Below are 13,302 nucleotides of genomic sequence, written 5' to 3' on the forward strand. Positions count from 1 at the left end.
ATTTTTGTATATTATTGTAGAAAAAGATCGTAATTCAGGTTATAGTAAAGGAAGAAATTAACTAGGATGCATTTTACTCAAATACGTAATTGTGGAGGTAACCATGAGTACATTTAAAAATTGGTTGAATACAACTAAAAAAGGACTTGGAGACCAAGTTAAGAAGTTTAAGAATAAAGATTTTATGGAAGCTGTTGTTGCAGGCTGTGCATTAGTAGCATTTGCTGACGGTACGATTAGTCCGGAAGAGAAAACAAAAATGGCCGGATACATAAATATCAGTGAAGAATTGAAAGTGTTTGATATGGGTGAGGTCATCAACCGTTTCAATCACTATGTAGCGAACTTTGAATTTTCACCTCAAATCGGCAAACAGGAAGCACTGAAGGCGATTGGTAAATTGAATGGCAAGCCTGAAGTAGGCCGACTCGTTGTTGGCGTATGTAGTGCCATTGGTGCAGCTGACGGTGACTTTGATGCCAATGAACAGCGAATTGTGGCTGAAATTTGTGGCGCGCTTGGTTTGAATCCGTCTGAATTTAGTCTGTAAATTTTACGGAAGGGAGGTGTGTTAATCAGTGGCTGTAATTAATCTGGTCAAGGGCCAGAAAATTGATTTGACCAAAGGCAACACAGGACTAACCAAGGTTATAGCTGGATTGGGATGGGACCCAGTGCAGTCCAAAGGATTTTTTGGCATCAAGAAGCAACCGAACATTGATTGTGATGCTTCTGCCATTTTGCTGGACGTAAACGGGAAACTGACTCAGTCAGATAACGTAGTGTGTTTCCATAATAAAAAAAGCCCATGCGGCTCAGTCGTTCATTCCGGTGATAATCTGACCGGACAAGGCGACGGTGATGATGAACAAATTGCGATTGACCTGGCACGTATTCCTGCCAATGTCGACAAAGTGCTTGTTGTTGTGAATATATATGATTGCGTAAACCGGAAACAGGATTTCGGCATGATCGAGAAGGCGTATATCCGCATTCTGGACGGTGCTAATTCCAAGGAGCTGGTGACGTTTAATTTATCTGATAATTATGAAGGGCTGACCGCACTGGTATGTGGAGAACTCTATCGTCATAACAACGAATGGAAGTTTGCTGCAATTGGTGAAGGAACCCATGCCGTACATATTGATGTGCTGGCTCAGCGTTATATGTAATTTTAGTTACTCATACAAAACTTAATGTGAAAAGGGGTTCTTACTCATGGCAATTAACTTATCCAAAGGTCAAAAAATTGATTTGACGAAAACAAATCCAGGTTTGTCCAAAATTATGGTTGGTCTCGGTTGGGACACAAACAAATACGATGGCGGTAAAGATTTTGACTTGGACGTATCCGTATTTTTGGCTAATGCGGAAGGTAAAGTAGAATCCGATAAGAACTTTGTCTTTTTTAATAACCCACAAAATGAGAACGGTTCTGTCGTTCATACAGGGGATAACCGCACAGGTGATGGCGACGGAGATGACGAGCAAATTAAAATTGATCTGGGCAGCGTGCCAGCTAACGTAGAAAAGATCGCTTTTACGATTACAATCTATGAAGCACAAGAACGCAGCCAAAACTTTGGACAAGTGTCCCGTGCTTATGCTCGTATCGTAAACGAAGCAAACAATGAAGAATTGGTCCGCTTTGATCTGGGAGAAGATTTCTCGATCGAAACAGGCGTTGTTGTAGGCGAACTGTATCGTCATAGCGGTGAGTGGAAGTTCAATGCCATTGGTAGCGGCTACCAAGATGGTCTTGCAGGATTGACGCGCGATTACGGTTTGGCATAAAAAAATCTATACAACGAAAGCAGGTATGCGGAATGACCATTAGCCTTTCCAAAGGACAACGTATTGATCTGACCAAAACGAATCCTGGCTTGACTCGTGTCGTTGTAGGTCTTGGATGGGATACGAATAAATATAGTGGTGGCGCGGACTTTGACCTGGATGCTTCGGCTTTCCTACTTTATGAAGACGGTAAAGCCAAAGCTGCGGATGATTTTGTATTTTACAACAACCCGACAGGTGGAGCAGGATCGGTTACCCATACAGGCGATAACCGCACAGGTGAGGGCGATGGGGATGACGAGCAAATCATCGTTGATTTCTCGAAGATTCCTGCGAACATCCACCGTATCGGGATCACGGTTACCATTTATGATTACGAGGCACGCGCGCAAAACTTTGGACAAGTGTCCAATGCTTTTGTACGTGTGGTAGATGCAGCAACGGATCGTGAAGTACTGCGCTACGATTTGGGAGAAGATTTCTCCACCGAAACGGCCGTCGTATTCTGTGAATTTTACCGTCAGAATGCAGACTGGAAATTCCAGGCTATCGGTAGTGGCTTTGCTGGTGGATTGGGTGCGCTTGCTAAAAACTATGGCTTGGACGCTCAATAATATCCACTTGGGGTGGTGTCCATAGGGCGCTACCCTTTCTTTTTAAGCTATTACATTGAGCATTTTGCATAATTCCCAAGAGCGTTTTCAAATCAGCAATATATAGATCGAAACGCTTTAATTCGGCTATATATTGTACTTATGAGCGTTGGGAATCGAATGATGCAAAATGCTACATTAGCATACGCTGACACATGACAAACGGACAGAAAGGTGACACAATCATGGCTGTTATCGTAGTAAAGGGACAGAAGGCGGATTTGACGAAAACAAATCCGGGCCTGACCCATGTCAACGTAGGGATTGGCTGGGGGTCCCCAGCGTCTCTGGAGCTGGATACTTCGGCATTTTTGCTGGGTCCTGGAGGAAAAGTATCGGGCGATGAGGATTTAATTTTTTATAACAATCCGACCACGCCCTTTATCACCTATTCAGACGGACAACAGTCCGGTGACAAAAAGCAATTTGCCCTTGATCTGACGCGAATTCCTGCAAACATCGAGAAGATTGCGTTTACGCTGACAATTTATGATGCGGATCAGAAACGGCAAAATTTTGGACAGGTTCAAGGTGGGTTCATTCGTTTTGCACATCCGGTTAGCGGAGAGGTTTTGCGGTTTAATTTGGACAGTGGATTTACAGTGGAAACGGCGATTGTCATTGGTGAACTGTATCGTCATAACGGGGAATGGAAATTCAACGCGATTGGCGCAGGTTTTTCCGGTGGATTGGATGCGTTGTGCGTTAATTTTGGGATTGAAGTGGAAAATAATCCGTCTCCTCCCACGCCAGTGCCTACACCTCCATCTCCAGCGCCTCGACCAGCACCAACGCCGCCACCCGTACCACCTGCTCCGAAGCCAGAGCCATCTGCAACACCGGTGAATCTGAATCTGCGGAAAATTGAGCTGAAGAAGAAGGGCGACACCATTAATCTGAAAAAGGGCTCAGGCGGATTGGGTGAAATCCTGATCAATCTGAACTGGAATCAGGTGCAGCAAAGCAAGGGCTTTTTCAATCGCGGCTCCAAGGGTGTCGATCTCGATCTGGGCTGCTTATATGAGATGAAGAATGGAGATAAAGGCGTTGTACAGGCGCTCGGGGAAGTTTTCGGTTCTCTAAATCGCTTTCCGTACATTGCTCTGGATGGCGACGATCGTACAGGCTCTGTGAAAACAGGGGAAAATCTTCGCATTAATGGCGCTAAAATTTCTGAAATTAAGCGAATTTTGGTATTTACCTTCATCTATGAAGGAGTCACAAACTGGTCGCAAGCAGACGGTGTGGTCACGCTGTACCAGAAGGACGGGCCAGATATTATCGTTCACATGAATGAGCATGACAATCGCAAAGGGATGTGTGCGATTGCCATGATCCAAAATGTAAACGATGAAACGTTTAGCATTGAAAGACTCGTGCAGTTCTATGGCGGTCATCGTGAGTTGGATCGGGCCTACAACTGGGGCATGCGCTGGTCGCAGGGTAGCAAATAAATTGAATTATCGGAGGCACTCTTTTCATGTTGAATGATTTGTTTAAAAATATCAGCGAAAACTACGGCCATTTCTTTTCATGGAGTGATGTTGTAGCTACGCTTACTGATCCAGTGAGTTGGGGGATTATAGGAACTCTCATTTTGCTGGAAGGACTTTTATCGGCGGATAACGCCTTGGTTCTCGCAGTTATGGTTAAACACTTACCTAAGGAACAACAGAAGAGAGCCTTATTTTACGGGATTTTGGGTGCGTATATATTCAGGTTCCTGGCTATCGGCTTGGGTACATTCCTGATTAAGTTCACGCTGATTAAGGTACTGGGTGCGGCTTATCTGCTCTATATCGCTTATAAGGGCTTATTCAAGTCCGAAGGTGATGGAGAAGTGAAAAACAAACCTACTTCTTTTTGGAAAACGGTATTAATGGTCGAACTGATGGATATTGCCTTCAGTATTGACAGCGTCATTGCAGCTTTCGGTGTGAGCGAGAAAGTATGGGTTTTGTTCCTGGGTGGTATTCTCGGCGTTCTGATGATGCGTGGTGTTGCTCAAGTGTTCCTCAAGCTCATTGATAAATTTCCGGAACTGGAACAGACAGCCTTTATTATGATCGCCATTATCGGGGGTAAAATGCTGGCTGCTGCTTTTGGCTTTCATATGTCGCAGGTTTTATTCTTCGGCATTTTGATTGCTGTCTTTGTAGGCACAATGGTTATCAGCTCGGCGAAAAGAAAGAAAAAGGCCGACAAAGAGGCTTAATGTACAAAGTATAGCGAAATCCCTCCTGAAACTAAGGGGGGATTTCTTTTATACCCGAAGCACAGGGCTTTAGTCAGGCAAGAAAGAGCAAGAGGAGGGGAAGGGCCCTGAAATATTTTAATGATTTAACCTCTGAGGAAGTAGAAGCGATCTTTTATACTCCACCGTTGGAGTTTCATAACCGTTCTCCCAAAAGTATATTGGCTTATGCGATAGGAGCGGCTTTGTACATGCCAGCCACCCGCTCGGAAGTAGCGGAAGAGATCAAAAATGGAAAACATGAAGGGCTAACAACGGTCATTTTGGATTTGGAGGATGCTATAGGGGATCAGCAGGTCGGTCAGGCGGAACAATCGCTGGCACAGCAACTGCTTCAACTATTGTCCTATGTACGAACGGGGATGATGAGTGAACAGCAATTACCTTTGTTATTTGTGCGTGTGCGCTCTGTGGAGCAGTTGGAACGACTGCTGAACGGTTTGGGAGAATCTTTGTCGCTGCTCACGGGCTTTGTCTTGCCCAAGTTCTCTTCTGATAATGGGCGGGCGTATTTTGCACTCATCTCCGAATATAACCGGAGTAGGCATACAGGGGCAGGAAACGAAAGCAACATGCCTGTGCTGTACGGTTTACCGATTCTTGAAAGCTCCAAAATTATTTATCGGGAAACCCGCTGGAAAGAGCTGCTGTCGATTAAAGAAATTTTAGACGAGTACCAGGAATATGTGTTGAATGTACGAATTGGAGCAACCGATTTCTCCAGTCTATATGGCTTGAGACGCAGCCCTGATATTACGATTTATGAAATTGCCGTCATTCGGGATTGCATCGCAGATATTATTAACTTGTTTGGACGCGTGGGCTCAAATTACGTCATTTCTGGTCCTGTATGGGAGTATTTTTCTCACCGAGAACGTGTCTTTAAACCTCAATTAAGAGTGTCTCCTTTCGAAGATGCACTTGGGAATCCGGGCCGACACTTGCGGATGGACTTCATCTCAGATGCCGTAGACGGACTGATCCGAGAAGTCATGATGGACAAAGAGAATGGGATTATCGGCAAAACGATTATTCATCCCTCCCATATTAAGCCGGTACAGGCCATGTATGCGGTGACACATGAAGAATATATGGATGCCCTTGAAATTGTTGAGCGTAACGACGGTAGTCTGGGTGTATTCAAAAGTACCTATGCCAACAAAATGAATGAAATTAAGCCGCATTTGAATTGGGCTCATCGAATTATAAATAGATCAAAAGTATACGGGGTGTTACATGAACAACAACATTTTGTCAGTCTCTTACCCAACCACGAAAACACACCTGCTGCCAATTCTGGAGCAGTTCAGCGTTAAAATTACAGAGACTCATAATCCATTCCGTCTTCCTGTGGACAAGCTGTTTGCGATGGCGGCACGGGTCAATAAAAAGCGTTCGTTTTTATTTGTCAGCAAGGTGCTGGGCAAGCATATTCCGGTAAATCCATACACCTCTCTGCTCAGTGGTGCGGCGCTGGCGATCCTGTTATATAAGGAGCTTGTCCCACAAGCGGGACAACAGATGGATGAACTGATTGGAGAGGCCGTGAGAGGACTTCTTGACCCGGACTATGCGAAAGAGGCCTACCGAAAGCTGATGGATGAACGTTTATCTTTTGCTTTTACGGAGCCGATCAAGTTTGTTGGTTTTGCCGAGACGGCTACAGCATTGGGACACAGCATGTATCGGTTGTTTGACGACGGAGCCTCGTATATTCATACGACGCGCGAGGATATTCCGGGCCTTCGGCCTATTATTCGGTTTGAAGAAGAGCATTCGCACGCTGTTGATCATCGTTGCTATGCACTGGATGAAGGTGCTTTTGCGGGAGATGGCCCGATTGTGCTGGTAGATGATGAAATTACGACGGGAAAAACAACGCTTAATATCATACGGGATATTCAGCAGCATTTTCCGCGTAAACAGTATGTGATTGCTTCGTTATTGGATTGGCGAACAGACAGCGATGAGCAGGCTTTTACTGATCTGGAGGCAGAGCTAGGCATTACGATTACGCCTTTAAGCTTGCTCAAAGGAAAGATTGAGGTACAGGGAGTACCAATACTGGATCACGCAGAATATGCTGGACAGGCTGGGCACCCAGAACATGCAGCCACTAGCATGGCAGAGGTTAATAAAGATGCTTCTGGAATAATTGACCACCGTTTTGAACAGGATACTTCCGGTTTCGAGCGGGTAGTACACAGCTCCATGTCAACGGACGGGTACACCAATACAGCTCCTTATCTAAAATATACAGGCCGTTTTGGTCTACAATCCGCTGACAATTCAGCGTTGGATGCAGAAATCACGCGTACAGCTGAACGACTGAACCAACTTCGTTCTGGGCAACGCACGCTGGTTATGGGCACGGGGGAATTCATGTACATTCCAATGCGGATTGCAGCAGAGTTAGGCCCGGATGTATATTTTCAATCGACGACACGCAGCCCGGTGTATCCCCACCGAGAAGAAGGGTATGGCGTCGCTTGTGGTGTGACATATCCTTCGCCTGAGGACAGTACGGTACGCAATTTTATTTATAATGTAGACCCCGGTCAGTATGACGAAATATTCGTTTTGATGGAAAGGGAGTCAGACCCAGGGCGGATGAAACCCATGCAGGAAGCTTTGACCCGTCTGGGCTGCGATAAAGTGCATGTCGTTTATTTTAACGGTTTAGCTAGACAGGAGAGTAAAGGAGCGCAGATATGAAGCAAGCACTTATGGAGCAAATACAGCAGAAGAACATTCATCCGCCCGAACCGCTGGGCAGTTATCCTGCCTCGGATGTCACTTTTTTATTGAAGGATTTGAGCCAGGTTACGTTGGAAAAAGGGACGGAGGATCGTGAAGAGGCGATTCAGTCGGGAGTCCATTATTCAGAAATGCTGCCAGTAGAATACGAGCCGACAGCAGAGTATATTGCATTGTTTCACGAAACGCTTGCCCAATCTGCCAAAAAGGTTGCATTAGCGGCAGCTTCTGTGGCTGAGATGATTGTGAGAAAAAGAGGCCTGAACACGGCGATTGTTTCTCTTGCCAGAGCAGGGACGCCCATTGGTATCCTGATCAAGCGTTATATTGACTGGAAGTATGGCGTATCTTTGCCGCATTACAGTATTTCTATTATTCGTGGCAAAGGCATTGACCGGAATGCGATTTTATACATTTTACAGCAGCATGGACTGGGGATTGAACTTCAGTTTGTTGATGGCTGGACGGGGAAAGGGGCGATTCGCCAGGTATTGATTGAGGCCTGTCGTGAGATGAACACGGATTACGGGTTGCGTCTAAATGATGATCTGGCGGTGCTGGCCGATCCGGGCAGATGTTCGGAAACCTTTGGTACACGAGAAGATTATTTGATTCCAAGTGCTTGTCTGAATTCGACTGTATCCGGTTTGATGAGTCGGACGGTATTACGCGACGATCTGATAGGTCCGGACGATTTTCATGGAGCCAAATTTTATGAATCCTGGCGGTCAGTGGATCAGTCCAATACGTTTGTGGATACGGTATCTGGGTACTTTCAAGACGTGGCTGAAGCGGCCGTTGCATATGCTGAACAAATGACATTGAATCTGCCTGCGGTGACATGGCAGGGCTTACGGGATATTGAGGCGATTCAGCAGGCATTTGGTATTCGGGATATCAATCTGGTCAAGCCCGGAGTGGGGGAGACGACTCGTGTACTGCTGCGCAGAGTGCCGTGGAAAATTCTGATTGACCGCGAAGATAATCCGAATCTCCAGCATATTATGCTGCTGGCAAAGGACCGTGGAGTGCCTGTAGAGGTATTTGAAGGATTGACTTATTCCTGTTGCGGAATTATCAAGCCGCTCAAGGGGGGACAAGAATGATCTACGCAAGTGATCTGGATCAGACACTGATTTACTCCCAACGTTCGCTTGGCGTACCGCTGGAGTCCCCTGGTCTGTTGCCTGCGGAACAGATCGACGGGGCGACGTCGGCTTTTATTTCTGAACAAGCCCTGCAATTGCTAAAGACACTGCCTGAAGATGTGATGTTTATGCCTGTGACGACTCGGACGATAGAACAGTATAGACGAATCACTGTGTTTCAGACGGAGTTGGTTCCCGCATATGCCGTGACGAGTAATGGCGGAAACATCATCGTTGGAGGCGAGGTGGATCGAGAGTGGAATCGGCGTATTCATGAACAAGTACGCCGTGATGGTGCTCATGCGGAAGAAGCACGTCTGGTGTTCGGGCAGGTGCTGCATGAAGACTGGGTCGTAAACGAACGCTTTTGCGACGAGTTATTCTATGCTTTCATGATTGAACGGGATCGTATGCCGCTGGAACAGGTGCTGGAAAAGGCGCGGATTATGCGTGAAATGGGCTGGGAGGTATCCATTCAAGGTCGTAAGATATATCTGGTGCCTGCAGCCGTGAATAAACAAGCAGCCGTGGAGCATATCCGTAATCTCACGAATGGAGGGGCTGTAGTTGCGTCCGGGGACTCTTTGCTGGACCGTTGTCTGCTGGACTATGCCAATTATGCGATTGCTCCCCGTCATGGTGAATTGTATCGGGAACAGCTGCGGGATAAGCTGGAGGTCAATTACCGTTTTACAGAAGTGTCGGGGGTTTATGCAGCGGACGAAATCATGGCGTATGTTCATGAAATACACCGGAGTGTGTTCGCAGCTCAAACTTCATTTTCAGAATAGATAGGGGACGTGGCTCTGTGAAGAAGGTTAAGGTGTATTTTAACCGCTGGTTTTCAGTGGCGTATCATTATATGAATGCTATTCGTAACAATGAGGACGGTATTCCGTTCGAGATCTATGCGACACACTCTGATCCGCAGCATATGGCGCTACAGGCCAGTGATGTAGCTGAAGTAGAGCCTCGCACCAGTGGTGTGGAATACGCACGGTTTTGCGCTGATTTTTGCAGGCGGCACGGAATTGATGTCTTTATCCCACGGTGGAATATGCTCGATATTAGCAAGCATCTTTATTTGTTCGATGATATTGGGACAAAAGTGATGGTATGCCAAGATACCGAACTGCTGGAGCAACTGATGGAAAAGGATCTGTTTTATGAATCCATTCGTCAAAAGGACATTGTCACGATTCCCGATTATGCCATTGCCAGCAATGCCGAGCAGTTTAAACAGGCTTATGAGTCGTTAATAGCACTTGGGCATAAGGTATGCTTCAAGCCATGTAATGCAGAAGGTGGAATGGGCTTTCGTATCATCGACAATGAACGTAATCCGCTGGAGGAACTGTTCGGCCATGCGCTGAATCAAATTTCGTTCGAGGAAGCACACCGCGTATTGTCATCCACAGAATCATTTCCCAATCTGATGGTGATGGAGCTGCTGGAGGGATACGAATACAGTATTGACTGCCTGGCTGACCGGAACGGAAAGCTGCTAGCGGCAGTTCCGCGCAGGAAGGCAGGAGGGCGATTACGGCTGCTGGAGCAGCATCCCGAGCTGTTGAAGGTGGCACAGAAGGTCGCTGAGGCGTATCACATTCCGTACAATTATAACATTCAGGTAAAATATAACGGCAAGCATGCCAAGCTGCTAGAGATCAATCCGCGGATGTCCGGAGGACTTCATGTATCATGTTTGTCCGGTATCAATTTTCCTTATCTAGCGGTAAAATCGGCTTTGGGTCATGAGATCGGTTCACTTCATCCGCAATACGACATTTTAGCCAGTCATATCGAGCAGCCAATCACCATACGTAAATCCGTACATTGACACACACAAATATTGTTTTCTACAATATGGTAAGGGTTTACGTCAGGAGGTACAAGCTATGACGTCAAAAATGTGGGGTGCCACGATTGCTGTGGTTAGCTACCTGATTGCACTTTTACTAAGTTTTTGGTTGCCACTGTTTGTGTGTTTGGCGATTCCGATCGTTGGTATGGGAGGATACAGCGCCATTATGGCTGTTCGCCATCCTCGCCCCAATCTGACCGGTTCCGTGATCCCGGTGGTGCAGGAACAGGTCGGTGAGACACAGCAGCATGAAAAGGAAGCTGCCGTTCGACCGGAGTCTATAACAGGACAAGTACGTCAACCAGATCAGGTGAGCAGTGAATTTGCTCAGGTGATGGAGTATTTGGAGGTACTGGAGGATATGGTGATCTCCGAGGGACAGAAGGATGCGCTTGATAACGAGATTGTCGAGAAGGCGCTGGCTCTATTTGCACGTTTGCAGCGGGTCATTCCGCTTTTGCATGAACTGAATAACAGCGAAGTGAATCACACGGTTCGGAGATTGATTTTGAAGGATTTGAACGGATTGATTAATCCGTTTCTTCGGCTCAGCGGCGATGCGAAGCGGACCAACCGGAGGACGTTATTAAACGGATTGCGGGATGTGGATAGTAAAATATCAGTAATTGTATCTACGGTGGAGCATAAGGATTTGATGGAATTACAGAGCAAAGCGGAGCTTATTCACCAGCGTTATAGCAGTTCCGAATTGTAGGCGATTTGTAAGAAAATAAAAAAAGTAGCAAATTAGCTGCTCTGAAAAACAACGATTATACTTGGGAACAGTTGTTTTTTAGAATAGGAGGTAGCGTATGGCGACCCCATGGGCTGAATTGAAAAAAGAAGATGAACAGAAGGTGACTGAGGAGGCTTCACAGCTGATTCAGAAGGTATCACAAAGCGATGTCATGAGCTTGGATACCTTGATGGATGATATCGGTAAGCTGGGGGTTAAAACGCAGGAACGTGCGGGGCAGACCCTTAAAATGCTGGATCGTCCGGTAAACGACCTCATGTCCGGTGATCGGGCTGAGGTATCCAATATGATCTTAAAGCTGCGTGATGAATGCGAAACACTCCAGCAGAGCAAAAATGTGAGTTTTTTTGGCAAGCTTCTGCGTAAAAGTCCGTTAAAAAACTACATTTACAAGTATCAGTCGGTGAAGACGAACATCGAGAAGATCATTACTGCCTTGAGAGATGGTAAGGATAATCTGGAAGAAAACATCGTCAGCATGAGACAGTTGAAGAAGGCTTCCATTGAAGAAATCTACAATTTACAGACGAAGATTGCCTTTGGTAATCGCTTGAAAGAACTGTTTGAGACCGAGATTACCAAGCCGGAAAATGAAAACCGTAAGCCTCATCTGGAGCGCGGATTGCGCAAAGTGGTTACTCGTACGCAGTCGATGACCGAAATGATTTTGTTATACAATCAGGCGATTGCGGCAACGGATATTATTAATGATAACAATGATAAACTGATTGATTCTGTAAATAATGCGATTGATAAAACATCGAATCTGATCACTGTATCGGCTATGATCGCGATGGCGCTGGCGGATCAGGATAAAATCATTTCAGCCGTCGATGCGACCAACCGTACCATTGAAGATCAATTCAAGGAAAATGCGAAGCTTCTCAAAACGACGACCGAGAGAACGACAGATCTGCTTAGCAAGCCTTCTATGTCACTGGAAGCTGTGAATCAGGCGATTGGTGATTTGGTATCTGCTTTGGATCTGTCTGAAAAATCAAACCGTCGGATTATTGAAAGCTGCCATGATTATACAAGTAAAATGACAGCAATCAATGCCAACCTTAGCCAACGTTTGGGGATCGAAGGGAAAGAACCACCCAAACCGCTGAAGGATAGTAATTCTTCTGAGGGTCTAAGCTCGTTTTTGAACTGATGACAATTTAGAATAATAGACCTAATCTATTAAAAAGACGCCGGATGACTCCGAAAGCGTCTTTTTTTGGTTTGGCAGCAGCTAATAAAGGACATGATGAACATACATAGCATTCTCGTGCATAAACTCTTAAAAAGCGAATGACAAAAGGAGAGAGCGAGCGTATGATGTCCTTTATTTTAGGGTGTGTGATTGTCTATTTACTCGTGGCTGCCAGTAGCGAAAAAGCAGATTCAATTGTGGAGTTAAATGATTCTGTGAAATAAAATTTTTTATTGAAAATCATGCATTTTCTGATAGGATAGAGTTAAATATTGGAATCCCAAAGGAGAATGCATGCTGGAATTTTCATTTGAAATCATAGACGAATCGAAAATCAACATTGTATATCAGTATGGAAGCAGCAACTTCAATTTTAATTTATTTTTTAACTACGGTGTGTGGACGCTGCATCCTTTTGACGGGATTCTGCTGCAGAACAAGGAAATGTGCCGTCTGATCGTTACGGATCTGTTTAAGAACAAAGATTTTCATGTCATGCTGGCGCGCGAAAATATTTTATTGTCAACCTTGCGTACCTCTATTGATCTCAATCCCGAAACTCGGGGAGAGCGATATCAGGAACAGGAGTTTGATGAGCTGTCTGATTTTGCTGAGACACACAGCTTTGAAGAGGTACTGCAAATTGAGCAGGATTCCGTCCGCGAGCGTATAGATTTCTTCCAAAACATTATTCAAAAGATGTATATGGAAGGATTCGGCCCGGAAGACAATGATTTTAACAAGGTACAAGCTATTCTTCGCATTTATAAGGCTGCACATGACCAACTCGGAGAATTAAGCGACTTTCCCCTGAGAGGCGACGAACGACGCAGATGGTAGAGTAGACGTACTAGACGTACAAACGCAAACATCATAG

14 protein-coding genes are annotated in these 13,302 nt (G+C 45.6%); all 14 read left to right on the forward strand.

What is annotated here, in order from left to right:
• The first annotated feature begins 103 nt into the window (after nucleotides 1–103).
• Nucleotides 104–550 carry a tellurite resistance TerB family protein gene (locus NSQ68_RS04760; RefSeq protein WP_013308968.1) on the forward strand — a complete coding sequence of 149 codons (447 nt, stop codon included), beginning with the start codon at nucleotides 104–106 and terminating at the stop codon, nucleotides 548–550.
• A gap of 28 nt (nucleotides 551–578) precedes the next feature.
• Entirely contained in the window at nucleotides 579–1,172 is a 594-nt protein-coding gene (locus tag NSQ68_RS04765) for a TerD family protein (protein WP_342428140.1), read from the forward strand.
• A 46-nt stretch (nucleotides 1,173–1,218) separates the two neighbouring features.
• Nucleotides 1,219–1,794, forward strand: coding sequence for a TerD family protein (locus NSQ68_RS04770; protein WP_025720839.1), 576 nt, complete (start codon nucleotides 1,219–1,221; stop codon nucleotides 1,792–1,794).
• 32 nt (nucleotides 1,795–1,826) lie between these two features.
• Nucleotides 1,827–2,408, forward strand: coding sequence for a TerD family protein (locus NSQ68_RS04775; RefSeq protein WP_023987194.1), 582 nt, complete (start codon nucleotides 1,827–1,829; stop codon nucleotides 2,406–2,408).
• 224 nt (nucleotides 2,409–2,632) lie between these two features.
• The gene (locus NSQ68_RS04780; RefSeq protein ID WP_342428141.1) at nucleotides 2,633–3,901 is read left to right on the forward strand and encodes a TerD family protein; all 1,269 of its coding nucleotides are present in this window, start codon (nucleotides 2,633–2,635) and stop codon (nucleotides 3,899–3,901) included.
• 26 nt (nucleotides 3,902–3,927) lie between these two features.
• Nucleotides 3,928–4,662 carry a TerC family protein gene (locus NSQ68_RS04785; RefSeq protein ID WP_023987196.1) on the forward strand — a complete coding sequence of 245 codons (735 nt, stop codon included), beginning with the start codon at nucleotides 3,928–3,930 and terminating at the stop codon, nucleotides 4,660–4,662.
• A gap of 167 nt (nucleotides 4,663–4,829) precedes the next feature.
• Nucleotides 4,830–6,017 (forward strand): HpcH/HpaI aldolase/citrate lyase family protein, encoded by a 1,188-nt coding sequence (locus tag NSQ68_RS04790; RefSeq protein WP_342428142.1) that lies wholly within the window; start codon nucleotides 4,830–4,832, stop codon nucleotides 6,015–6,017.
• A gap of 52 nt (nucleotides 6,018–6,069) precedes the next feature.
• A complete protein-coding gene (locus NSQ68_RS04795; RefSeq protein ID WP_342429070.1) occupies nucleotides 6,070–7,416 on the forward strand; it encodes a phosphoribosyltransferase family protein in 1,347 nt (448 codons plus the stop codon).
• Complete coding sequence (locus NSQ68_RS04800) at nucleotides 7,413–8,564, forward strand: cysteine protease StiP family protein (protein ID WP_342428143.1); 1,152 nt, start codon at nucleotides 7,413–7,415, stop codon at nucleotides 8,562–8,564. The genes NSQ68_RS04795 and NSQ68_RS04800 overlap by 4 nt, the downstream gene beginning before the upstream one ends.
• Nucleotides 8,561–9,397, forward strand: a complete 837-nt coding sequence (locus NSQ68_RS04805) for an HAD family hydrolase (RefSeq protein ID WP_342428144.1) — start codon at nucleotides 8,561–8,563, stop codon at nucleotides 9,395–9,397. Before NSQ68_RS04800 ends, NSQ68_RS04805 begins: the two co-directional genes overlap by 4 nt.
• Nucleotides 9,398–9,414: 17 nt before the next feature.
• Nucleotides 9,415–10,446, forward strand: a complete 1,032-nt coding sequence (locus tag NSQ68_RS04810) for an ATP-grasp domain-containing protein (protein WP_342428145.1) — start codon at nucleotides 9,415–9,417, stop codon at nucleotides 10,444–10,446.
• Nucleotides 10,447–10,504: 58 nt separating this feature from the next.
• The gene (locus NSQ68_RS04815) at nucleotides 10,505–11,185 is read left to right on the forward strand and encodes a hypothetical protein (RefSeq protein WP_307353895.1); all 681 of its coding nucleotides are present in this window, start codon (nucleotides 10,505–10,507) and stop codon (nucleotides 11,183–11,185) included.
• A 97-nt stretch (nucleotides 11,186–11,282) separates the two neighbouring features.
• Nucleotides 11,283–12,383, forward strand: coding sequence for a toxic anion resistance protein (locus tag NSQ68_RS04820; RefSeq protein WP_342428146.1), 1,101 nt, complete (start codon nucleotides 11,283–11,285; stop codon nucleotides 12,381–12,383).
• A gap of 336 nt (nucleotides 12,384–12,719) precedes the next feature.
• Nucleotides 12,720–13,265 (forward strand): hypothetical protein, encoded by a 546-nt coding sequence (locus NSQ68_RS04825; RefSeq protein ID WP_307353892.1) that lies wholly within the window; start codon nucleotides 12,720–12,722, stop codon nucleotides 13,263–13,265.
• The last annotated feature ends 37 nt before the right edge of the window (nucleotides 13,266–13,302 follow it).

Source organism: Paenibacillus sp. FSL L8-0158, assembly GCF_038592965.1.
In the GTDB taxonomy this organism is placed as follows: domain Bacteria; phylum Bacillota; class Bacilli; order Paenibacillales; family Paenibacillaceae; genus Paenibacillus; species Paenibacillus polymyxa_D.

Excerpts from the sequence above, each read along its gene's own strand:
- NSQ68_RS04760 (WP_013308968.1), top strand. The coding sequence starts at position 104 with ATGAGTACATTTAAAAATTGGTTGAATACAACTAAAAAAGGACTTGGA.
- NSQ68_RS04770 (WP_025720839.1), top strand. The coding sequence starts at position 1,219 with ATGGCAATTAACTTATCCAAAGGTCAAAAAATTGATTTGACGAAAACA.
- NSQ68_RS04775 (WP_023987194.1), top strand. The coding sequence starts at position 1,827 with ATGACCATTAGCCTTTCCAAAGGACAACGTATTGATCTGACCAAAACG.
- NSQ68_RS04780 (WP_342428141.1), top strand. The coding sequence starts at position 2,633 with ATGGCTGTTATCGTAGTAAAGGGACAGAAGGCGGATTTGACGAAAACA.
- NSQ68_RS04785 (WP_023987196.1), top strand. The coding sequence starts at position 3,928 with ATGTTGAATGATTTGTTTAAAAATATCAGCGAAAACTACGGCCATTTC.
- NSQ68_RS04795 (WP_342429070.1), top strand. The coding sequence starts at position 6,070 with ATGGCGGCACGGGTCAATAAAAAGCGTTCGTTTTTATTTGTCAGCAAG.
- NSQ68_RS04800 (WP_342428143.1), top strand. The coding sequence starts at position 7,413 with ATGAAGCAAGCACTTATGGAGCAAATACAGCAGAAGAACATTCATCCG.
- NSQ68_RS04805 (WP_342428144.1), top strand. The coding sequence starts at position 8,561 with ATGATCTACGCAAGTGATCTGGATCAGACACTGATTTACTCCCAACGT.
- NSQ68_RS04815 (WP_307353895.1), top strand. The coding sequence starts at position 10,505 with ATGACGTCAAAAATGTGGGGTGCCACGATTGCTGTGGTTAGCTACCTG.
- NSQ68_RS04820 (WP_342428146.1), top strand. The coding sequence starts at position 11,283 with ATGGCGACCCCATGGGCTGAATTGAAAAAAGAAGATGAACAGAAGGTG.
- NSQ68_RS04825 (WP_307353892.1), top strand. The coding sequence starts at position 12,720 with ATGCTGGAATTTTCATTTGAAATCATAGACGAATCGAAAATCAACATT.